Origin of the sequence: Cryobacterium sp. PAMC25264, assembly GCF_019443325.1 — a bacterium.
In the GTDB taxonomy this organism is placed as follows: domain Bacteria; phylum Actinomycetota; class Actinomycetes; order Actinomycetales; family Microbacteriaceae; genus Cryobacterium.
The window spans coordinates 1,101,603-1,122,749 of record NZ_CP080383.1 but is presented as its reverse complement, the minus strand read 5'-3'; the positions used below and the strand labels follow the sequence as shown (position 1 = coordinate 1,122,749).

Here is a 21,147-nt window from a genome sequence, read left to right as displayed (position 1 = left end):
TGGGCGTGCTTGGATGGACCTGTGACCACCGTGCGTCCCACCGGACCCCGCCTCAGCGGGCAGCTTGTGCGGCCACGCCTGCGCATCATCGCCGGCGTCTGCGCCGGGTTCGCCCGGCACTCCGGCCTGCCGGTCACCTACGTTCGCACGGTCGCCGTCGTTCTGGCCCTGTGCGGCGGCGCCGGGGTGCTGCTCTACGGCTGGCTGTGGGCCACCACCCCCGACGAGTCCGCGCATCTCCCGGGCGACCCGGGCCGCCCCGAGCTACCCAAGGCCGTCCTCACCCCGGCCGGCATGGTGACCGGCGGGGCCGACGGGGAGGCAGACGGTGAGGCCGCCTGGCGGCAGGCACCGGTCACCGAGATCCTCCTCGGCCTGGCGCTTGTCAGCACGGCGGGCGCGCTCATCGCCAACCGGCTGGGTGCCGCGCTGCCGGTGGATGCCATCATTCCGGCGATCGTCGCCCTGGCGGGCACCGGGCTGGCCTGGCGCCAGTTCGCCGAGCTCCGCAGCGGAGCGGGGCCGCGGAGCTCCGGCATGCTCGTGCGCGCCCTGGGCGCGCTGGTGCTGGTGGCCCTGGGGATCCTGTTGTTCTTCGTCACCAGTGACAGCCCCAACATCTGGACCGTTGTCGTGGCCGCCCTGTCGGTGCTCGTGGGGGTGGCGGTCGTCGTGGCCCCGTGGGCAGTGCGTCTGATGCGCGATCTGTCCGACGAGCGTGCCCTGCGCGAGCGGGAGTCCGAACGGGCCGAGATGGCAGCTCATCTGCATGATTCGGTGCTGCAGACCCTCGCCCTCATCCAGCAGAAGGCCGGACCGCACTCCGATGCCGCCCGGCTCGCCCGCGCCCAGGAACGCGATCTGCGCGAATGGTTGTTCACCGGCTCGGCGACCGGACCGGTGGATCTGGCCGCGGAATTGCGCGGCATCGCGACCACCGTTGAGCGCGACTTCGCCGTGCACGTGGACGTGGTGGCGGTTGGCAGCATCGACCGGGATGTGCCGGAGGCCCTCCTGGCGGCCGCGCGGGAGGCCATCCTCAACGCGGCCAGGCACGCCGGCGGCCGGGTATCCGTCTACGTCGAGTCCTCGCCCACCGCCATCGACGTCAGTGTCACCGACCGGGGCCCGGGTTTCGCGCTCGATCAGATCCCCGCCGACCGCATGGGAGTGCGGGAGTCGATCGTGGCCCGCATGCGGCGGGCCGGCGGCACGGCTGTGGTGCAGACGGGCCCGGGAGGCACAGGCACCGAGATCCGGCTCACGCTCCCCCTCAACGTCCAGCCAGAGCACGCCCAGCCGGAGCAGGCCCCCGCCCCGGCCGACCAGGCTCTCCCCGCCCGGATCGCTCCGCACCCCGACCTCCAGGACGGCACCCCATGACCGACCAGACCACTCCGTCCGGCATCGCGCCCGGTCCCGCGCTCACCGTGGTGATCGTGGATGACCACTCGATCTTCCGGTCGGGCCTGCGCTCCGAGCTCGACCCGACGCTGCGCGTTGTCGGCGAGGCTGCGACCGTCGACGAGGCCATCGCCGTGGTCCTGGCCACCCAGCCCCGCGTGGTGTTGCTGGACGTGCACCTGCCCGGCGGTACCGGCGGGGGCGGCGCGGAAGTCATCCGGGGCGCGGCCGCAGAGGCCCCGGCCACCGTGTTCCTGGCCCTGAGCGTGTCGGATGCGGCCGACGACGTGGTCACCGTCATCCGGGCCGGTGCTCGCGGCTACATCACCAAGAGTTCGTCGGGAGCCGAGGTCTCCGACGCCGCCCGCCGGGTGGCCGGAGGAGACGCCGTTTTTTCGCCGCGCCTGGCCGGGTTCGTGCTCGACGCCTTCGGCGCAGTGTCGGGCGAGACCGCGGCGACCAATGACGAACTCGATCGGCTCTCCGCCCGGGAGCAGGAGGTCATGCGCCTGATCGCGCGCGGTTACGCGTACAAGGAAGTGGCCAGCGCTCTCTTCATCTCCCCCAAGACCGTGGAGACGCATGTATCCGCCGTTCTGCGCAAGCTGCAGCTCTCCAGCCGGCACGAACTGACCGCCTGGGCCACGGCCCGCAAGTTGCTCTGACCATGGCGTGGGCGGCGACGACCCGGGCGGCGACAACATCCTCGCCACCCGGTTCCTGGCTGAGCGCACCTTCTCGGCTCGTGTCGACCTGGCACCGGGATCGCTGGCTATTTCACGGGCAACGAGTGACGGTCAGGGCGTGCCGAAGCGCTCCACGAACGCCTTCATGATGGTGGCCGGTTCGGTCACCGCCGCGGCGGCGATGGCGGCCATGACCTCGTCGTAGGCATCCGGTTCGAAGTAGCCGTTGTCGCTGTAGACCCGCAGTCGGGTGAGAATGCCGGCCTGGGTGAGCTCCGGGTGGAACTGGGTGGCGTAGACGTTCTCGCCCACCCTGAAGGCCTGCACCGGGCAGGTCTCCCCCGTCGCCAGCAGCACGGCGCCGGTCGGCAGCGCCGTGCAGGCCTCCTTGTGGCCCACGAACGCCTCGAAGTCGGGCGCCACCGTGCCGAAGAGCTGGTCGGCGCGACCCGCCGCGGTCAGGCTCACCATGATGGGGCCGGCCGGCTCCGACCAGGTGTCGTCGACGACGCCGTCGAGGTAGCTGGTGAGCAGGCCGATGCCGTAGCAGGCGCCGAGGAATGGGAAGTCCCGGGCGACGACCTGGTCGAGCAGCCCGGCGAGTTCCCGTTCGACTCGGCGTTGCACGGACGATTTGGTGTCGTCGGAGTCACTGGCGTTGAACGGGCTGCCGCCGACGATCACCCCGGAGTAGTCGCCGAGAGCGATCGACGGCATTGGCGCGGCCTCCAGCCGCACTCGGTGCAGTTGGTCGGGCGTCAACCCGCTGGCGGCGAGGAAGCCCGCGTACTCGTCATCCGCGGCCTCGTCCTCGGACCGGGTCGCCAGCAGCAGAAAGGGCTTCACGGGCCCATGTTACCGATCCTGGGCCCAACCCGGCGGGATGTGACAACGCGCGCCCGGCGCCTGTCGGCGGCGCGCGCCCGCCTCCGTGGACCGCTGAGGCCGCTCCCCGGGTGCCGGGGAGCGGCCGTATCCGACGGTGGTGGTGCTACCGCTTCAGCGCCCGGCGTCGCCCGAGGACCAGCAGGACGATCCCCGCCGCCACCACGGCGAGCACGGCCCCGATCGCACCCGACGGGTCGACACCCGTGGCCGCCAGGGCCTGAGCGCGACTCTTCGCGTCCGAGGCCGGCGTCGCCGACGCGGCGGGCGTCGCCGTCGGCGTGGTTGGTGCCGTCGGGGGCGTGACCGCCGGCGCGGTGGCACCGGGGGTCGGTGTCGGCTCGATGACGGGCTCGGTCACCGGCTCCGGCCCGTTGTTCTCCACGAGGCCGGCCGCTCGCACGTGGTCGGAGTGCATGCCGAACGAGTCGGCGATGCGCGGGACCCAGCAGGCGTCGTTGTGGCGTCCCTCCGGGTACAGCGCATAGGTGTGCGCGATCCCCTTGCCGGTGAGCAGGGTGTCCATCGACCGGGCAGCGTTGTCGAAGGCATAGTCGTCGAATTCGCAGGCGTCGAAGAAATAGTCGTACCGCGACAGAGCTTCGGCGGACAGTCCCGCCACGACAGTGAGCGGGGATGCCGACTGGCCCTGTGGTCCTCCGGGCGAGGTGACCCCGACCTGCGCCGGAGCGAGGTTCAGGGCTCCCATGTGGGAGGCCATCGAGGAGAACAGCTCGGGGTAGGCCAGCCCGAGCGAATACGCGCCGAACCCGCCCATCGAGACTCCGGACAGGCCGCGGTACTCGCGAGAGGCGAGCGTGCGGTACTGCTCGTCCACCTGCGGGATCATCTCGGTGGTGAACATAGTGCGCCAGGGTGCGCCGCCGTCATTGTCGACGTACCAGAGTGAGTCGGCGTCGGGCATGATCACGATCGATTCGGCCAGGCCTGCGGTGGTGTAGAGCTCATCGAGCTTGGTGCCGAAGTCCCGCGGCTCCCACTCCCGGCTGCCGCCGTTGAAACCGTGCAGGAGGTAGACGACCGGGAACTCGCGGTTGGGCTGCGTGTAGTACGACGGCGGCAGGTAAGTGATGTACTCCCGGCGCGCATCTTCCACGGTCGACTCCACGTAGTCGCGGAAGAACCGGGAGTGGTTCCCCTTCTCCGTGCGGGTCTCCCGGTCGAGCGTCAGGAACTCCTGGGTGGTGGGCTGGAAGCTGAACGGCTGGCCGTCCCGCATCCCGCTGATCGTACGGTTGGTGTCGACGACGAGGCGACCGTCGGAGCTCTCCACGACCTCCACACTGGCGTCGGTCAGGGTCAGGGAGCCTGACTCGGCCAGCCACTGCCGCAACTCACTCTCCCGGCGGGCCCGGTCACGACCGTCGTGCACGTAGTCGGCCGAGAGCGTCGCGAGGTACGCATCGATGTCACCGGATGCGAGGGCGCCGGCCTGTGTTGCCAGCAGGTCGCCCACCCAGCTCGTCGCGGCAGGGTCGGCGAGCGGACCCGAAATACCGAGCACCTCCTCGCGCAGGGCGTCCTTCGAGTAGAGGCCGACAGGACCCTGATACCAGCCGCCGCCGCCGGTCATGTCGTACAGGCGCACGGCGAGAGTGTTGCTGCCGCCGAAGACCGGCAGGGCGGCCGGAACCGGATAGAGCCTTTGTTCGAACCACTGGCTCTCGGCATCCGGTGGCAGCGAGCCCGACCCGTTGATCCGGGTGCCGTTGAGGTAGACCTCGTCGACGTCGTCCATGAACCCCATCGACGCCACCAGATTGGTGCCCGCCGCCTCGGTGGGCAGGTCGAAGGTGAGCCGGTACCAGGCGAAGCCGTCGTAGTCGTCGAACTCGCGGCCGCCGCCCACCGCGGGCACCGTCACGGCCGACCAGGCGGAATCGTCGAAGGCCGGGTCGGCCCAGGCGAGATCGTCGCCCAGCGAGAATTGCCACTGGCCGGTCAGGTCCAGGTTGACCGAGGTGCCCGTCGCGGCGGCCGACGGAGCCGCCGGGGCCAGTGCCAACAGCGGTGCCGCCGCAATTGCCAGGGCGGCAACCGATGCGATGATCGGGCGGCGTGCGGCGTGCAGCTTGGCCCGGGGAGGGGTGAGGGTGAGATCCATGCGCTCCAACTTCATTGTTGTGCCAACTTCATTGATGTAGGCGGGAACGTGCGTCTGTGCACGTTCCCAGGCGTGGGGAAAAAGCAGTTGACCAGCTCATCCCCGACTCGGACAGACATTACTGTGAACGTACACAGAAATCAAGCATCCGTTTGCCACACCGGCTGAAAGCCGCGCCGTGGCGGGTTTCGGCACCGCGAAACAATACTCCGGAGACGGCGTGCACCGGGTAGATTTGAGCCAATGAACACTCAGCCGGAACCCAGCCTGAGCGACGCCACCGCGATCGCCACCCCATACGAGGACCTGCTGCGCCTGGTGCTCGAAACCGGAGCGAACAAGGCCGACCGCACCGGAACCGGAACCCTGAGTGTGTTCGGCGCACAGTTGCGCTTCGACCTCAGCCAGGGCTTCCCGCTGATCACCACCAAACGGGTGCACTTCCCGTCGCTCGCGTACGAACTGCTCTGGTTCCTCCGCGGCGAAAGCAATGTGGGCTGGTTGAAGGAGCATGGCGTGCGCATCTGGAACGAGTGGGCTGACGAGCAGGGTGAACTCGGACCGGTCTACGGCGTGCAGTGGCGCTCCTGGCCGACGCCGGACGGCGGCCACATCGACCAGATCGCCCAGGTCATCGAGACCCTCAAGACCAACCCGGATTCCCGGCGCATCATCGTGTCGGCCTGGAACGTCGCCGACATCCCCGACATGGCGCTGGCGCCGTGCCACGCCCTGTTCCAGTTCTACGTCGCCGACGGCAAGCTCTCCTGCCAGCTCTACCAGCGCAGCGCTGACCTGTTCCTCGGCGTGCCGTTCAACATCGCCAGCTACGCGTTGCTCACGCACCTCGTGGCCGCCCAGACCGGTCTCGAGGTGGGCGACTTCATCTGGACCGGCGGGGACTGCCACATCTACTCCAACCACATCGAGCAGGTCACCGAGCAACTCAGCCGTACGCCCCACCCGGCGCCGACGTTGAGGATCACCACCGAACGGGAGAGCATCTTCGACTACGAGTTCGAGGACCTCGAGATCGTGGACTATCAGCACCACCCCGCCATCAAGGCGCCAGTTGCCGTCTGAGAGCGGGTCGCCCATGTCAGTGCCGTCCGAGGAGACGGCCGCCGCCCGGATCGGTCTGATCTGGGCACAGGCCCAGGACGGCATCATCGGCGACGCCGGCAGCATCCCCTGGCACCTGCCGGAGGACCTGGCGCACTTCAAGCAGATCACCCTCGGCGGCGCCGTCATCATGGGCCGCCGCACCTGGGACTCCCTGCCCGAACGCTTCCGCCCCCTGGCCGGCCGGCACAACATCGTCATCACCCGGCAGCTGCACTGGCAAGCCGAGGGCGCCACCGTCGTGCACTCCCTCACCGAGGCGCTGTCCGCCGCGGCCCCCGACCCGGTCTGGGTCATCGGCGGCGGCGACATCTACCGGCAGGCGATGCCGCTGGCCGCCCGGCTCGAGGTCACCGAGGTTGATCTCGAGGCCAGCGGTGACACCATCGCCCCGACCGTGGACGCCGGGTTCGTGCGGGTCGACGCGTCCGAGTGGCTCACCTCGCGCACCGGCCTGCGCTACCGATTTCTGAGCTACACGCCGAGCGCCCTCTAAACCCCGGCGGGGCCCGACCCGGGCACGACCGCCGCGGCAGGGTCGATGCGCGGCCGGCGCTCCAGCCGGGGCTGGATCCGGAACTGACCGGTCAGCACCAGCACGCCGATCACCACGGCCATCACGATCCAGGCCACCCAGCCCAGCGGACCGAGCGCGGCCGGGTCGGCGGAGGTGCCGGCGGCGGCCACCAGGATCAGGAAGCCGGCCGCGGCGTTGAAGGCACCGTGGGCGAAGACCGAGGGCCAGACCGACGCGGTGCGGAGTCGGAGCCAGCCGATCAGGATGCCGTAGAACACGCATCCACTGATCATCAGGACCACGCCCAGCAGGTTGGGTTGCGCGAAGTTGTAGCCGAGCAGGATCACGGGACTGTGCCAGAAACCCCACACCGCACCGCTGACCAGCAGGGCCGGCCAGGTGCCGAGGGGACGCAGGCTCGGCAGCAGCCATCCGCGCCAGCCGAGTTCTTCGCCCAGGGCGAAGAAGCCGTTGAAGATCGCCGCGACCGGGATCGTGAGCAGCTGGATCAGCACGACCATGCCCACGGGGATCGGCGACGAGGTGGGGTTGGCGGCGTCCAGAATCTGTGCGAAGCCGGAGAAGGCGACCAGGTCCAACTGAACGAGGCCGAGAGCCGCGGCCAGGAAGACCCCCGCGATGACCAGGAGCACGCTGCCGAAGATGCCGAAGACCGTCATCCAGATGGTGCGCTTGACGGGGCGCAGCGGCCACAGCCCGAGGTATTCGGGGATGGCTGCGGGGCGCGGGCGCTGCACCATGAACACCACGAACAGGGCCGCAACAGCGGGCGTGAACATCATGACGGGCAGGAGCAGGGCCGCGAGCGGGTTGGCCAGGCCGCTGCCGTCGAGCCAGAGCGGGAGGATCACGAGCCAGGCCAGAGCGCAGGCCATCACGACGTAGACCACGACAGCCGTCCACGGCACCCGCTCCACCAGCGGGGTGGCGGCAGGGGCGGGATGCTGGCTGGTGCTGGGTGCGCTCATGACTGCCACGTTAGCCACCCACAGAGCGGAGGGCATCCCCCGGACGACGGACTAGTCGTCGGGGTCGTGTCGGGCGCGGCTGGGCTGCACGCGGGGCGGCTCCCCCGGCATCTTGGGATAGTCGGGTGGGAACGGCAGCTCGCCGAGGCCGGCGTCGAGGTCGCGTCGCCACCAGTCGAGCAGGGTGTCGATGCGGCCGGGCTCCGCGTTCATGCTCGCCCACGGGTCGCCGGTGGCGTGCAGCCGGGCCGGCACGGTCGCGACGGTCAACGTCGTGGGGTCGACGCCCTCGAGCTCATCCCAGCCGATCGGGCAGGAGACGGGCGCATGGGCGAGCGCCCGGGGGCTGTAGGCGCCGGCCATGGTGCGGTCGCGGTTGGCCTGGTTGAAGTCGACGAAGATCCGGGCTCCGCGCTCTTCCTTCCACCAATTCGTGGTCACGGTCGTCGGCAACCGTCGCTCCACCTCGCGGGCGGCGGCGATCACGGCGTGCCGCACGACCTGGAATTCCTCGACGGGTTCGATGGGGGCGAACACGTGCAGGCCGCGGTTGCCCGAGGTCTTCACGAAGGCTGTGAGGCCGGCCTCGGCGAGCACCGTGCGCAGCTCCTGCGCCACCGGAATGGCGTCGTCGAAATCGGTGCCGGGCTGCGGATCGAGGTCGATGCGCAGCTGGTCGGGATTGTCGGTGTTCTCCGCCCGGGAGGGCCAGGGATGGAACACCACGGTGTTCATCTGCGCGGCCCAGACGGCGCCGGCCGGTTCGTCGATCACGAGTTGCGGATGCGTGCGCCCGCTCGGGTAGACCACCGGCACCGCACGCATGAAGTCGGGCGCTCCCCTTGGCGGGTTCTTCGAGAAGAATTGTTCACCGTCGATACCGCCCGGGAAGCGTTGCAGTGACACCGGCCGGTCGCCGTTCGCGGCCACGAACGCCTCCCCCACTTCCACCAGGTACCGGGCCAGGTCCAGCTTGGTGATGCCCAGCTCGGGCCAGAGCACCCGGCTCGGGCTCGAGATGCGCAGGACCCGGTCGCCGTGGGGCCCGGCGACAGTCAGCTCCGTCGATTCGCTCGCCATGCCCCCAACCTAATCCCCCTCCCGCGAACTGTGACTTAAGCCCCCAAAATGGGCGAAATCTGGGGCTTTTCTCACAGTTCGCGGAGGGGTCAGCCCCCGCCGACGTGGATGGCGGGGCGGCGGGAGGCGTTGGGCTCGATCTCCCGCAGAATCTCGCGCACCACCGGCGCCGTGTCACCCTGACCCAGCAGCAGATAGCGCAGCAGATGCCCCACCGGGTTACCTTCCGACCATTCGAAGTAGGCCTGCGGACGCACCCCGGTGGCATCCCGGAGGGCGAGCAGGATCGCAGCGATCGCGTTGGGCGCCGCCGGACTGTGCGCACGCAACACTCGATAGTCGCCCACCTCCACCCCGCGCACGTGCAGCACATCGCTGAACCCCGACGGATCGATCACCTCGATCTCGAGGAAGAGCACGTCGGCCGCGCCCGGAACCGGGTTCATGCCGCGCTGCTCGGATTCCTTTTCGGCGTACTCGGCCTGGTCCCCGGTCTTGCGCTTGTTGGCCACCACATCGAGTGCGCCGTCGAAGGCCAGGGAGTCGGCGATGAACTGCCGGGCCTGCTCGTCGAATTCGACGCTCTCCACCCGCAGTTCCGTCGTGCGGGACACCCGGGACACCAGCGACACCAGGATGATCCCGGCGATGAACAGCGCCGAGATCATGATGCCGTCGGGCTTCTCGATGATGTTCGCGCCGAGGGCATAGAGCAGCACTCCCGACAACACCCCGAACCCGAGGGCAGCCCGGCGCCGGCGCCTCCGCCCCGCCGAGATCGTCACGGCCACGGCACCCGAGACCATCATCACCAGGATGCCCGTGGCATACGCTCCGGCCTGGGCGTCGACGCTCGCCCTGAACCCGATGGTGATCAGGATGCTCACCGCCGTGTACACGAGCACGACCGGCCGCACCGCTCGGCTCCACTCCGGCGCCATCCCGTAACCGGGCAGGTACCGCGGCACGATGTTGATCAGGCCGGCCATGGCGGATGCGCCGGCGAACCAGAGGATGAAGATGCTGCTGATGTCGTAGAGATTGCCGAACCCATTGCCGAGATACTCGTGCGCCAGGTACGACAGCGCCCGTCCGTTCGCCGGTGCGCCGTCGTCGAAGGCGCTCTCCGGGATCAGCACCGTGGTGACGACGCTGCTGGCGATCAGGTAGACGCTCATGATGCCCGCGGCGAAGGTGAGCAGCTTGCGGGTGTTGTGCACCCGGGATGCCAGGCGTTCCTCGGCCGTCCGTCCGGCCGAGGCCACCAGCGGCATCATGCTCACCCCGGTCTCGAACCCGGACAGCCCGAGCACCAGCAGCGGGAAGGCCAGCAGCACCGGCACCAGGATGTCGCCCGGACCCGCCCCGACGGAGGCGACGGCGGACAGCCACCCGGTCAGCGCATCCGGTTGGGTGACAACCTCGAACAACCCGACCACGATGACGATGCCGTTGAGCAGTAGGAACAGGGCCACGAGCGGGATCGCGACGGAGACCGCCTCTCGGAAGCCGAGCAGGAACACCCCGCCGAGCACGAGCAGGAAGAGCACGGTGACGGGTACCGCTTGGCCGTCCAGGAAGTCGGGCGCGGCCGGGTTCTCCAGGAGGTGCACCGTCGCATCCGCCGACGAGAGCGTGATCGTGATGATCCAGGAGGTCGCGACGAAGCCGAGCAGCACCAACACGAACACCTTGCCGCGCCAGAACGGCAGGAGTCGTTCGAGCATGGCCACGGAGCCCTGCCCGTTCGGGCTCTCCACGGCCACCCGGCGATACATCGGAAGCATCCCCAGCAGGGTCAGGAGCACGATGAGCACGGTGGCCAGCGGCGAGAGCGCCCCGGCGGCGACGACGGCGATGCTGGGCAGGTACGACAGGGTCGAGAAGTAGTCCACGCCGGTCAGGCACATCACCTTCCACCATGCGTGCGTCGAGACGCCCAGGTCGGAGGATTCCGGTCCCACCGGCTGCACGCGGTCGCGCATCAGCCAGGCGCCGAAGCGTCCGGATGGCGGCGGCGCGGTGAGCGGGCGGGTCACCCGTGCCGGGATGCCGGATGGGTCGGCTCGTTCCACGACCTCTCACCTCGCCCTCGATACCGGGTCCAAAGTCCCGGTTTATCCCCCGGAGACCGGCAGGGCTAGGTGTACTGTCAAAAACAGCCCCTCATATACCCATAGGGGTATCCACCCGCCGGCGAAGATGCCATCGGGTCCACGGAAGGCATCACATGAAGATCGTTGTCGTTGGAGGCGTCGCTGCCGGCGCGTCCGTCGCAGCCCGCGCCCGTCGACTGGACGAGTTCGCCGACATCATCGTCCTCGAGCGCGGCCACCACGTGTCCTTCGCCAACTGCGGACTGCCCTACCACGTGGGCGAAGTGATCGCTGATCGCAGCCGCCTGCTGTTGCAGACTCCCGAGAGCCTGCGCGAATCCCTCGACATCGACGTGCGCATCGGCCACGAGGTCACAGGCATCGACCGCGCCGCGCGCCGCATCACGATCCGCGAGGTCGATTCCGGCCGGGAATACACCGAGAGCTACGATGCTCTCGCCCTGTGCCCGGGCGCCGAGGCGCTTCGACCCCCGCTGCCGGGTATCAATCTGGCCGGGGTACACGTGCTCCGCCGGATCGGCGACATGGATGCCATCAAGGGCCAGTTCGATGCCGCGCTCGCCCAGGCCGCAGCCGGCGCGCGCGGCCCGGTTCGCACCGTCGTGATCGGCGCGGGCTACATCGGCCTGGAAATGGCCGAGAACCTCAAGCACCGTGGTGCGCTCGTGGATGTCGTCGAGATGAGCGACCAGATTCTGCCGCCGCTGGACCATGAGCTCTCGGTGCCGGTCGAGCATCACCTGCGCAGCAGGGGCGTCACCCTGCACCTGTCCACGGCGGCCGCCGCGTTCACCGCCCGGCCCGACGGAACCCTCAGTGTGGAGCTGACGGACTCCACCGTACTGACCGCTGATCTGGTCATCCTCTCTGCCGGAGTCCGCCCGAACACTGCCCTCGCCGTGGCCGCCGGACTGCAGATCGGCGACCGCGGCGGAATCACTGTCGATACCCATATGCGCACCTCCGACCCGCACATCTGGGCGGCCGGCGATTCCGTCGAGACCCCGCACACTGTGCTGCCCGGTCGGTGGCTCGCCCCACTGGCCGGACCCGCCAACCGGCAGGCACGGGTGGCCGCCGAGAACATCTGCGGGCGCGACACCGAGTATCACTCCACCCAAGGCACCTCGATCGTGAAGGTCTTCGACATGGTCGCCGGCGGCACCGGGGCCACCGAACGTCAGCTCCTGGCCGCCAAGCTGCCGTATCGCGCCGTGCATGTGCACCCGTCCGGGCACGCCGGGTACTACCCCGGCACCGCGATGATGCAACTCAAGGTGCTCTTCTCCCCCGACACCGGGCGCATCCTCGGTGCGCAGGCCGCCGGTTTCGACGGCGTGGACAAGCGCCTCGACGTACTCGCGACAGCACTCCGTGCCGGCCAGAGTGTGTACGACCTCGAGGAGCTCGAGCTTGCCTACGCACCGCCGTTCGGCTCCGCGAAGGACCCGGTGAACATGGCCGGCTTCGTTGCAAGCAACGTGCTGCGCGGCGACCTCACCCTCTGGTACGCCCAGGACTACCCCGACGCCACGGCGGGCGCGCGTCTGATCGACGTGCGCACCCCGGAGGAGTTCTCGATCTGGCACCTGCCGGGCGCCGAGAATGTGCCGCTGGGCACCGTCCGCGAGGCCACTGCGAGCTGGGACCACGCGGCTCCGTTTCGGCTCTACTGTGCGGTCGGGTTTCGCAGTTATCTCGCTCACCGCGCGCTCGTGCAGCGCGGGTTCACGGATGTCGCCACCCTGTCGGGCGGCTCGGACACGTTCCGTTCCTGGCACGAGGTGGCGCCGGAGAGCGACGAGCCACCACAGCCGATGACGGCCTACGCCGAGGCTGCCCCGTTCCAGGCTGCTGCAGCGGCGAGCTCGGTTCTGGCACACGGCACCGGCGTGCGGGTCGACCTGGACTGCTCGGGTCTGGCCTGCCCGGGCCCGATCATGAAACTCTCCGAAAGGATGAAAGCCCTCACCCCCGGCGACGAGGTGGTCGTGCACGTCTCCGACCCCGGATTCGCCAGCGATGCCCCGGCCTGGGCGAGGCGCAACGGCCACCAGCTCGTGGCCATCGAGCCCGAAGGCCCCGGTTATGTCGCCACGATGCGCAAGGGCGGCATCTCTGCCCCTGCTCCCACCCCCGGACCCTCAGCGATACCGGCCGGGCCGGGCAAGACATCATTCGTGGTGTTCTCCGGCGACCTCGACAAGGTGCTCGCGGCCTTCATCATCGCCAACGGCGCCCTGGCCATGGGCGAGGATGTATCGATGTTCTTCACCTTCTGGGGCCTGAACTCGCTGCGTCGCGCCAATGCCCCCAGGCGTGACCGGAAAATGATGGACAAGCTGTTCGCCACCATGATGCCCTCCGGCGCGGGCAGCCTGCCGCTCTCGCAGATGAACATGCTGGGGGCAGGCGCCGCCATGATCAAGAAAGTCATGAGAGACAACGCAGTGGCGCCGCTGCCCGACCTGATCGCATCCGCACAGGCCGGCGGCGCGCGGTTGATCGCCTGCACCATGACGATGGACCTGCTGGGCATCGCCGATACCGACCTGATGCCCGGAGTCGAACTCGGGGGCGTGGCGACGTTCCTCGGAGAGGCAGCCGAGTCCACCACGACCCTGTTCATCTGACCCGCGAACTGTGAGCTGAGCCCCGAAAATCCCCGATTTTCGGGGCTTTCCTCACGGTTCGCGGTACCTAGACGGGGTTCGCAGGGGCTCCCGCGATGTTGACCATCCAGGCCACGCCGAACTTGTCGACGCACATCCCAAAGCTGTCGCCCCAGGGCGCCACCTCCAACGGCATCGTCACCGTTCCGTCGTCGACGAGCTTGTCCCAGAAGCCGCGCAGTTCGGTGGCGTCAGTGCTCTCGCCGCTCAGCGACACCGAGTAGTTGTTGCCGGGCGTGTACTCCATTGCATTCGGGGTGTCGGCCGCCATGAGCGACAGTCCGGACGGGGTGGTCAGCACCGCGTGCATGGTCTTGTCCTGCTCAGTGGGATCCTCGCTGGCGTGGAATTCGGCGAACGTGCTTCGTGTCAGTTCGCCCCCGAAGACCGACTGGTAGAACTCCATGGCTTCCTTTGCATTGTCCCGGAAGCCCAGATAGGGGTTCAGTCGCGTGGTCATGATTTCCTCCTCGTTGAACGGGCCTCGGTACCCGCACCATCGGTGTGTGAAAGGTTCCTCTGAGTACCTTGTGCGATTATCGACCGGTCGCGGCGGATGCGCGAGGTGCGCCGGGCGCGGCCCTGTACTCCGGCCCGACCAGCCGGATCACTCGACCGGCGCCCGGTCACCGGAGACGCCGATGTGAGTGCCGACGCCGGGAGCGGCAGCACCCCTCGAACGCCGCGTTGTCGATCGCGCCGGTGGCGAAGGCGACCCCTTCTCCCGCGAGTTTCTGGACGATCAGCCCGCCTGGCGCGTCTCGACGGGCGAAGCCCCGCCCGGCCCGGCCGGTTCAGGCGGTGAGCGACCGGAGCCGCCGCACCGCCAGCCCCGCCGCCAGGCCGCAGGCGACGACGAGCCAGGCCACGGATGTCCCTCCGGTCTGGGTCGCCAGCACGGTCAACCCGGCGGCACCGGCCACAAGGAGGATCACGGCATCCGCCTGCCAGGCGATCACGTTCAGGATGGAAACGTCGCCGACGGGCGTGGGCACCGGAAGGAGCAGGCCGATCGGCAGGGGGCCTCTGAGGCTGTCGAAGACCCGCAGGAGAGTGATGAACACGGCGACCAGCGCCCACCAGGGCAGGGCCGCCCCGCTCAGGGCCGCACCGTCAGCCACAGTCAGGCCGGCGGCCGCGATTCCCAGGGTTCCGAGCACGAACAGTGCCAGGGCCGGCACGATGGCGTGACAGCCGATCATCGTCAGCCCGCTACGCCCGTAGATCGACGACGGACCGGCGTTCTCGGCGGCACTGCGGAGTCCGTCACACCACACGCCGACACCGAGGTACGCGGCCAGGGCGGCGGCCACGGCCAGCGGCCACGCACCCCCGGGCGGGGCGGCCCACACCCCGCCCTGCAGCCAACCGGCGGCGGCGATGGCAAGGGATCCGGCCAGCATCCGCAGCGGGAACCGCCGCGCGGCGCCGAGGTCACGTTGCACGACCGCGACCGGCAGAGGCCCACTCAGGGCGATCCGGTCACGCCGCCCCCTGGTCGGCGGCGTGCGCAGGGCACCGGCGGCTCCCGCGACATCGCCGGCCTGCAGGAGCGTGCCGATGGACTGCCAACGCCGTGCCTGGCGCATCAGGTCGGCGGCCTGGAGGCGATCCAGAAACCGGGGAATCAGCGGCAGGCAGAGCAGCACCGGCGCGAGGGTCGCCAGGACCACCGGTACGGACATCCCGGCGAGGTCCGCCGGTTCCGGTCCGAGCCGAAGAAGTGCTACCCCGACCGCGCCGGCAGCCAGCAGCGCGGCGCCGACGGGCAACGTCCAGCGCCGTGGGAGGCTCTGGCCCGCCAACCACACCACGCACAGGAAGATCGCGGATGCGGCGCAGCCGAGCACGATGAGGCCGGCGTCGGCGAGGGCGTCGACGGTGGCCGGGAGGAGTCCACCGACAATCAGCGCCGCGCTCACCACCCCTGCGGCGAGGACGGCCAGACCGGCCAGAACGGCCGCGCTGACCAGGAACGGGCGCAGCAGCGTGACCCGACGGGCCAGGGCGGTCCCGACCAGGAATTCCACCACGAAAGGGCCCGGCAGCACGGGGCCGCGAACGGGGCCCACCAGCAGGGCGACGCCGGCCAGCGCCACCGCGCCGGCGGCCAGCCGGGAAGAAGCCTCTGGCGACACCAGCACGGCGAGATTCTCTGCATCCGCGACGCCGAGCACCATCGCGCGCAGCAGGGGAACGGCCACCAGGAGCACCGTGAGAACACCGAGATACAGGGAGTACCCGACCTCGTCAGCCGACCGGGGCCGCCTCGCATGGAGAGCACGGCGCGGCCCTGCGCGACTATTCGCCGATCACGCGCGTGCCCCGCCGCTGATCGCTCGACGGAGGACTGCACCCGGCGCGTCACCGGTCGCCGAGCGTGACTGTCGATCCCGGCAAGGCCGCCACCAGGTCGGCGCTGTGGCTGGCGATCACCACGGCCGCGCCGGCATCGATTCTCGCGCAGAGCACGGCGGCGACCACGGCCAGTCGGTGCTCGTCCAGGCGTTGCTCTGGCTCGTCCAGCACCAGCACGGAGAACGGACGCACCAGCGCTGTGGCGAGCGAAAGCAGCTGCAGCTGGCCCGACGACAGTTCGTGCACGAATCGCTGCGTGAGGTGGTCGATGCCCAGTGCCGCCATCACCTCATTCGCGTCGTCTGTCGCGGTCGAGCCGGAACGACCCCAGGTGGTGGCGATGAAGCGCAGGTGCTCGTGTGCCGTCAGTTCCCGTGCGAAGGCGGGTAGCCCGACGCGGGCCGAGATCGCCCGGCGCACGGCGGTCGTCCGGTCGTCGATGTGCATCCCGTCGATGGTCGCATCACCGGAGGTGGGCCGGAGCGCACCACTCAGGATGCGCAGCAGAGTCGTCTTGCCTGACCCGTTTGGCCCCCGCACGATCACCGCCTGCCCGGCACTCACGGTCAGCGATACCGGAGCCAGGAGCACCTCGGAGTCGATTGACGCGGCGACGGCGCGGGCTTCGAGTGTGCTCATGGGGCTCATCCTTCCGCATCTCGGCTACGCTGGCGCTCACCCGCGCCCTGCCCCTGCCATCGAAGGACACCCATGGACCATTTCGCCACCATCGTCGCCGATGTGCACCTCACCAAGCCGGAGGCGTTGGCCGTGATCGCCGCGACGTTGGATGCCGAGGTGGTGGGCGCCCACACCGCTCACGCCTTCGTCGCACTTCCGCACGGCGGCCGGGTCGAGGTCGAGATCCCCAAGTTCGGCGAGGCGCCGCCGCTGGCCGTCGACGTGTACGACTCCCGCGGTGACGCCGAGGCACTGGCTGCCGCCCAACGACTGCTCGAGCTGCTCGCCGGCACCGCGGGCTGGCCGGTGCATCACCTGCACGAGTGACCGATGCCGTGCCACCCAGGCACGGAACCGGCTGATTCCATGCGTACGCACGGGTTTTTCCCGTAGCGTGGACGCATGAGCAATGTGACCCCCAGCGCCGCCGACAGCGCCCTGACTCCCAGCTACGTGGAGCCCGGCAAGGACTTCAACCGTGACACGAACTACATCGAGGACCGCATCACGCGTGACGGCCGCGACGGTTGGCCGGTCGAGGCCGGCCGCTACCGCCTCGTGGCGGCTCGCGCCTGCCCGTGGGCGAACCGCACCGCGATCGTGCGCCGGCTCCTCGGGCTCGAGGGCGTCATCTCCCTGGGCCTGCCCGGTCCCACCCACGACAAGAACAGCTGGACCTTCGACCTCGACCCGAATGGCGTCGACCCCGTCCTGGGCATCGAACGCATCCAGGAGGCCTACTTCGCCCGGTTCCCCGACTACCCGCGGGGCATCACCGTGCCGGTGATCGTGGATGTGCCCTCCGGCAAGGTCGTCACGAACAACTACCCTCAGATCACCCTCGACTTCGAGACCGAGTGGGTGGAGCATCACCGACCCGGCGCCCCCGATCTCTACCCTGAAGCGCTGCGCGGTGAGATCGACGAGGTCGCCGAGTGGATCTTCCACGACGTCAACAACGGCGTGTGCAAGTGCGGCTTCGCCGGCAGCCAGAAGTCCTACGAGCGGGCCTACGACACCCTCTTTGCCCGGCTCGACTGGCTCGAAGAGCGCCTGGCCGGCCAGCGCTACCTGGTCGGCGACACCATCACCGAGGCCGACGTGCGGCTCTTCACCACCCTGGCCCGCTTCGACGCGGTCTACCACGGCCACTTCAAGTGCAACCGCAACAAGCTCAGCGAGATGCCGGTGCTGTGGGCGTACGCCCGCGATCTGTTCCAGACGCCGGGCTTCGGGGACACCATCGACTTCGACCAGATCAAGAAGCACTACTACGTGACGCACAGCGACATCAACCCCACCGGCATCGTGCCGAAGGGTCCGGATGCGTCGGTCTGGCTCACCCCGCACGGACGCGAAGCCCTGGGCGGCCGCCCGTTCGGCGACGGCACCGCCCCAGACGCCCCGATCGAGAGCGAACGGGTGCCCGCGCTCTAATCCACGCAGGGCTACGCTGTCTAGTGGAACCTTGTTCCACTAGACGGCACGCCTGAGGGCGCGTCAGAGAGAAGACCGCTCATGCAGGTTCGGCACTCCACCAACCCGGCCCAGATCCGCTCATTCGACACGCAGGCGCTCCGCGAGAACTATCTCGTTAACGACCTCTTCGCCGACGACGAATTCCGCGCCACGTACAGCCACGAGGACCGCGTGGTACTCGGCGGCGCACGGCCGGTGATCGGCAGCATCCGCCTGCCCAGTTTCGACGTGCTGCGCACCGAGAACTTCTTCGACAACCGCGAGGCCGGCATCGTGAACGTGGGCGGTCCGGGCACCATCACCGTCGACGGTGTCGACCAGGCCATGGACACCGGATCCTGCCTGTACGTGGGTCGCGGTGCGGTCGAGGTCATCTTCGCCAGCGCTACTGCGGCCGCACCCGCCGCTTTCTACCTCTTCTCGGCGACGGCGCACCGGAGCTACCCCACCACCCTGGTGCCGCACGGCCACGGCAACGTGCGCCGACTCGGCGCCCAGGAGACCTCCAACGAGCGCACCATCAACCAGTACATCCACCAGGACGGCGTGCGCAGCTGCCAGGTGGTGATGGGCGTCACCGAGCTCGGCTCGGGCAGCATGTGGAACACCATGCCCGCGCATACCCACGACCGCCGCACCGAGTGCTACCTCTATTTCGACCTGGCACCCGAACACCGCGTCGTGCACCTGCTCGGCGAGCCCACCGAGACCCGCCACCTGATCGTGGCGAACCAGGAGGCCGTGATCTCGCCCAGCTGGTCGCTGCACAGCGGCTTCGGCACCGGCAGCTACTCCTTCGTCTGGGCCATGGCGGGCGAGAACCAGCCGTTCGACGACATGGACCACGCGCAGGCGGCCGAGCTGCGCTGAGGCCCCTCGCCGCAGGCCGGCGTGCCGCCGCGTTGTCGGCGTGCGACTACCGGCCGAGCCAGCCGCCGTCGACGGGCAGCGTGATGCCGTTCACGTAGTCGGAGGCGCTGCTGGCCAGGAAGACCGCTGCGCCGGCCAGGTCGGACGCCTCGCCCCACCGGCCCGCCGGAATGCGCCCCAGGATCGCGGCCGAGCGGACCGCGTCGTCGCGGAGTGCCCGGGTGTTCGCGGTCGCGATATACCCCGGCGCGATCGCGTTCACGTTCACGCCCGACCCGGCCCACTCGTTCGACAGGGCCTTGACCAGGCCGACGATGCCGGACTTGGCGGCCGTGTAGCCGGGCACATTCACCCCGCCCTGAAAACTGAGCAGGGACGCAGTGAAAATGATCTTGCCGCGGCCGCGGGCCACCATCCCGGCGCCGACCGCCCGGCTGAGCACGAACTGCGACGACAGGTTCACCGCGATCACCTCGTCCCAGAAGTCGTCCGAGTGCTCGAGGGCCGGGGCCCGACGAATGGTGCCGGCGTTGTTGACCAGGATGTCCGGTCGACTCGCGGCCAGCTCCGCGCCCAGGGCGGTGACCGCGGCCCGGTCGGCGAAGTCCGTCCGAAACGGCGTGAACCGGCGGCCCAGGCCCTCCACCCGGCGAGCGACCTCGCTGCCGGTGTCGGGTAAGTGCCCGCTGACCCCGATGATGTCGGCGCCAGCGGTCGCCAGCCCCTCGGCCATCGCCAGGCCGATGCCGCTGCTGGCCCCCGTCACAACCGCGAGGCGTCCGGTGAGATCGAAGGCGGTGGTGGGCATGGTGAAACTCCTCTGCATCGGCATGTTCTGCTCGACGGAATAGTATTCCGCTCCGTGTTCAGCCTAGACCGTGCCGGACGATGGCAGGGCGTCGGGTCGCCGGGTACTCTCGAGGGATGCCCGAATATCCAGCGTCGACAGTGTTCGACACTGCAGTGTTCGACACCGCAGTGTTCGACACCGTGGACTGGCAGGCCCGCGAGGCACGGCACCAGGACCGTGCAGACGCCCTCTCCCTCGAGCGAAGGGAACGCGCGGCCGGTGGTCGCACCCATCCGGTCGACGACTTCCTCTTCACCTATTACCCGTTCCGCCCCGGGCTGCTGCGCCGCTGGCATCCGGGCTCCGGGGCGCGCCTACGCGGCGCGGCCGGCACCGAAAGAGCCGGGTGGAAGTGGTACCGCACTGAGGGGAACGACGTTCTCGTGGACGACGCGACCTTCCGCGACAGGAATGCGCGCAGCATCCGGTTCATCGTGACCCTGCTCGACAAGACGGCTGCGCGACCGGCCAACTTCAGCTGCTTCGGACTGCACGAGTGGGCGATGGTCTACCGGCAGGACGAACACCGTCATGTGGCACCGCTGCGACTGGGCCAGGGCGACACGGATGACGTCGTCGACGCCCACAACATCTCTTGCAGTCATTTCGACGCGTTCCGCTTCTTCACCCCGGCGGCGCTCACGCACAACGCGCTCCAGCCAACCCGCGAGAACCAGCCGCGCCTCGAGCAGCCCGGCTGCCTGCATGCGGGCATGGATGTCTACAAGTGGGTGATCAAGCTGGGGCCGCTGATTCCCGGGGAGCTGCTGCTGGACAGCTTCGAGCTGGCGCGCGACATCCGCCGCCTCGACATGCAGGCCTCGCCGTATGACCTCTCCGAGTGGGGGTATGCCCCGGTCGCCATCGAGACACCGGCGGGCAAGGCCGAATACGTGCGCCGCCAGCGCGACCTGGCCGAGCGCAGCAACGCGCTGCGGGCCCGCGCGGTCGCGGCCGTCGGCGCGCTGCCACCGGAGCAGCCGCGGGTGTAGTTTCCCCCTAGCCGAGGAAGGGCGAGGGAAGGACGGCTGTGTGACACGGCCTTCCGGGCTCAGCGCGCTCAGCTCCGAGGGAGCCGCCCGCCGGCTCGCCGCGGACGGACCTGATCTGCTGCCGAGCCCACAGCCCGTCCAGGAGCCGGCAGGCGACCCATGCGTCTGCTTCCTCGGCATCCTTCCGCGCCCGTTCCTCCATCCTGCACCTCCCTCCGTCCGGCACCTGTTCTTCGGGCACCGCCCTCCACGCCGACATGCCGCAAAGCGCCCCTTCAGCTCACCGGAAGGGGCACTTCGCTGCATGTCGATGCGGTGCG

At 69.4% G+C, this 21,147-nt stretch carries 18 protein-coding genes; 9 read left to right on the top strand and 9 right to left on the bottom strand.

The window, feature by feature from the left end; genetic code table 11:
• Positions 1-21: 21 nt before the first annotated feature.
• Positions 22-1,383 (top strand): ATP-binding protein, encoded by a 1,362-nt coding sequence (locus KY500_RS05125; protein ID WP_255579809.1) that lies wholly within the window; start codon positions 22-24, stop codon positions 1,381-1,383.
• On the top strand, positions 1,380-2,069 hold the full coding sequence (locus KY500_RS05120; protein WP_219902610.1) for a response regulator transcription factor: 690 nt from the start codon (positions 1,380-1,382) through the stop codon (positions 2,067-2,069). Before KY500_RS05125 ends, KY500_RS05120 begins: the two co-directional genes overlap by 4 nt.
• Positions 2,070-2,201: 132 nt before the next feature.
• Here the strand turns inward: KY500_RS05120 and KY500_RS05115 are convergent, their stop codons facing one another.
• Entirely contained in the window at positions 2,202-2,936 is a 735-nt protein-coding gene (locus KY500_RS05115) for a glutamine amidotransferase (protein WP_219902609.1), read from the bottom strand.
• Between the two features lie 145 nt (positions 2,937-3,081).
• A complete protein-coding gene (locus KY500_RS05110) occupies positions 3,082-5,100 on the bottom strand; it encodes an alpha/beta hydrolase-fold protein (RefSeq protein WP_219902608.1) in 2,019 nt (672 codons plus the stop codon).
• Between the two features lie 243 nt (positions 5,101-5,343).
• Between KY500_RS05110 and KY500_RS05105 the strand changes: the two genes are divergently transcribed.
• Positions 5,344-6,183: a thymidylate synthase gene (locus KY500_RS05105; RefSeq protein ID WP_219902607.1), complete on the top strand. Its 840-nt coding sequence runs from the start codon at positions 5,344-5,346 to the stop codon at positions 6,181-6,183.
• A gap of 13 nt (positions 6,184-6,196) precedes the next feature.
• Positions 6,197-6,718, top strand: a complete 522-nt coding sequence (locus tag KY500_RS05100; protein WP_219902606.1) for a dihydrofolate reductase — start codon at positions 6,197-6,199, stop codon at positions 6,716-6,718.
• Here the strand turns inward: KY500_RS05100 and KY500_RS05095 are convergent.
• The 3 genes from KY500_RS05095 to KY500_RS05085 form a co-directional block, all read right to left on the bottom strand.
• Positions 6,715-7,728, bottom strand: a complete 1,014-nt coding sequence (locus KY500_RS05095; RefSeq protein ID WP_219902605.1) for a CPBP family intramembrane glutamic endopeptidase — start codon at positions 7,726-7,728, stop codon at positions 6,715-6,717. The genes KY500_RS05100 and KY500_RS05095 overlap by 4 nt on opposite strands.
• A 51-nt stretch (positions 7,729-7,779) precedes the next feature.
• Positions 7,780-8,808: a non-homologous end-joining DNA ligase gene (ligD, locus tag KY500_RS05090; RefSeq protein WP_219902604.1), complete on the bottom strand. Its 1,029-nt coding sequence runs from the start codon at positions 8,806-8,808 to the stop codon at positions 7,780-7,782.
• 89 nt (positions 8,809-8,897) lie between these two features.
• Positions 8,898-10,793, bottom strand: coding sequence for an amino acid transporter (locus KY500_RS05085; RefSeq protein ID WP_370626925.1), 1,896 nt, complete (start codon positions 10,791-10,793; stop codon positions 8,898-8,900).
• 245 nt (positions 10,794-11,038) lie between these two features.
• On the opposite strand from KY500_RS05085, the gene KY500_RS05080 reads away from it, so the two are divergent.
• On the top strand, positions 11,039-13,558 hold the full coding sequence (locus KY500_RS05080) for an FAD-dependent oxidoreductase (protein WP_219902603.1): 2,520 nt from the start codon (positions 11,039-11,041) through the stop codon (positions 13,556-13,558).
• Between the two features lie 67 nt (positions 13,559-13,625).
• Here KY500_RS05080 and KY500_RS05075 read toward each other — a convergent pair whose 3' ends face one another.
• The 3 genes from KY500_RS05075 to KY500_RS05065 form a co-directional block, all read right to left on the bottom strand.
• Positions 13,626-14,057: a VOC family protein gene (locus KY500_RS05075; RefSeq protein ID WP_219902602.1), complete on the bottom strand. Its 432-nt coding sequence runs from the start codon at positions 14,055-14,057 to the stop codon at positions 13,626-13,628.
• A 334-nt stretch (positions 14,058-14,391) separates the two neighbouring features.
• A complete protein-coding gene (locus KY500_RS05070; RefSeq protein ID WP_219902601.1) occupies positions 14,392-15,801 on the bottom strand; it encodes a hypothetical protein in 1,410 nt (469 codons plus the stop codon).
• Positions 15,802-15,961: 160 nt separating this feature from the next.
• Positions 15,962-16,594 carry an ABC transporter ATP-binding protein gene (locus KY500_RS05065; RefSeq protein ID WP_255579807.1) on the bottom strand — a complete coding sequence of 211 codons (633 nt, stop codon included), beginning with the start codon at positions 16,592-16,594 and terminating at the stop codon, positions 15,962-15,964.
• A 72-nt stretch (positions 16,595-16,666) separates the two neighbouring features.
• Between KY500_RS05065 and KY500_RS05060 the strand changes: the two genes are divergently transcribed.
• The 3 genes from KY500_RS05060 to kduI all read left to right on the top strand — a co-directional run bounded on the left by KY500_RS05060 (position 16,667) and on the right by kduI (position 18,985).
• Positions 16,667-16,963 (top strand): hypothetical protein, encoded by a 297-nt coding sequence (locus KY500_RS05060; protein WP_219902599.1) that lies wholly within the window; start codon positions 16,667-16,669, stop codon positions 16,961-16,963.
• 75 nt (positions 16,964-17,038) lie between these two features.
• Entirely contained in the window at positions 17,039-18,073 is a 1,035-nt protein-coding gene (locus KY500_RS05055) for a glutathione S-transferase family protein (protein WP_219902598.1), read from the top strand.
• Positions 18,074-18,154: 81 nt separating this feature from the next.
• Positions 18,155-18,985, top strand: coding sequence for a 5-dehydro-4-deoxy-D-glucuronate isomerase (gene kduI, locus KY500_RS05050; RefSeq protein WP_219902597.1), 831 nt, complete (start codon positions 18,155-18,157; stop codon positions 18,983-18,985).
• A gap of 46 nt (positions 18,986-19,031) precedes the next feature.
• Here the strand turns inward: kduI and KY500_RS05045 are convergent, their stop codons facing one another.
• Positions 19,032-19,793: an SDR family oxidoreductase gene (locus KY500_RS05045; RefSeq protein WP_219902596.1), complete on the bottom strand. Its 762-nt coding sequence runs from the start codon at positions 19,791-19,793 to the stop codon at positions 19,032-19,034.
• 116 nt (positions 19,794-19,909) lie between these two features.
• Between KY500_RS05045 and KY500_RS05040 the strand changes: the two genes are divergently transcribed.
• On the top strand, positions 19,910-20,827 hold the full coding sequence (locus tag KY500_RS05040) for a 3-methyladenine DNA glycosylase (RefSeq protein ID WP_255579806.1): 918 nt from the start codon (positions 19,910-19,912) through the stop codon (positions 20,825-20,827).
• Positions 20,828-21,147: the final 320 nt, after the last annotated feature.

What these genes read in the sequence shown, in the direction of transcription:
- KY500_RS05085 (WP_370626925.1), bottom strand. Translation starts at nt 10,793, where the DNA reads ATGCGCGACCGCGTGCAGCCGGTGGGACCGGAATCCTCCGACCTGGGC.
- KY500_RS05080 (WP_219902603.1), top strand. Translation starts at nt 11,039, where the DNA reads ATGAAGATCGTTGTCGTTGGAGGCGTCGCTGCCGGCGCGTCCGTCGCA.
- KY500_RS05045 (WP_219902596.1), bottom strand. Translation starts at nt 19,793, where the DNA reads ATGCCCACCACCGCCTTCGATCTCACCGGACGCCTCGCGGTTGTGACG.
- kduI (WP_219902597.1), top strand. Translation starts at nt 18,155, where the DNA reads ATGCAGGTTCGGCACTCCACCAACCCGGCCCAGATCCGCTCATTCGAC.
- ligD (WP_219902604.1), bottom strand. Translation starts at nt 8,808, where the DNA reads ATGGCGAGCGAATCGACGGAGCTGACTGTCGCCGGGCCCCACGGCGAC.
- KY500_RS05055 (WP_219902598.1), top strand. Translation starts at nt 17,039, where the DNA reads ATGAGCAATGTGACCCCCAGCGCCGCCGACAGCGCCCTGACTCCCAGC.
- KY500_RS05100 (WP_219902606.1), top strand. Translation starts at nt 6,197, where the DNA reads ATGTCAGTGCCGTCCGAGGAGACGGCCGCCGCCCGGATCGGTCTGATC.
- KY500_RS05105 (WP_219902607.1), top strand. Translation starts at nt 5,344, where the DNA reads ATGAACACTCAGCCGGAACCCAGCCTGAGCGACGCCACCGCGATCGCC.
- KY500_RS05040 (WP_255579806.1), top strand. Translation starts at nt 19,910, where the DNA reads ATGCCCGAATATCCAGCGTCGACAGTGTTCGACACTGCAGTGTTCGAC.
- KY500_RS05065 (WP_255579807.1), bottom strand. Translation starts at nt 16,594, where the DNA reads ATGAGCACACTCGAAGCCCGCGCCGTCGCCGCGTCAATCGACTCCGAG.
- KY500_RS05120 (WP_219902610.1), top strand. Translation starts at nt 1,380, where the DNA reads ATGACCGACCAGACCACTCCGTCCGGCATCGCGCCCGGTCCCGCGCTC.
- KY500_RS05060 (WP_219902599.1), top strand. Translation starts at nt 16,667, where the DNA reads ATGGACCATTTCGCCACCATCGTCGCCGATGTGCACCTCACCAAGCCG.
- KY500_RS05075 (WP_219902602.1), bottom strand. Translation starts at nt 14,057, where the DNA reads ATGACCACGCGACTGAACCCCTATCTGGGCTTCCGGGACAATGCAAAG.
- KY500_RS05095 (WP_219902605.1), bottom strand. Translation starts at nt 7,728, where the DNA reads ATGAGCGCACCCAGCACCAGCCAGCATCCCGCCCCTGCCGCCACCCCG.
- KY500_RS05110 (WP_219902608.1), bottom strand. Translation starts at nt 5,100, where the DNA reads ATGGATCTCACCCTCACCCCTCCCCGGGCCAAGCTGCACGCCGCACGC.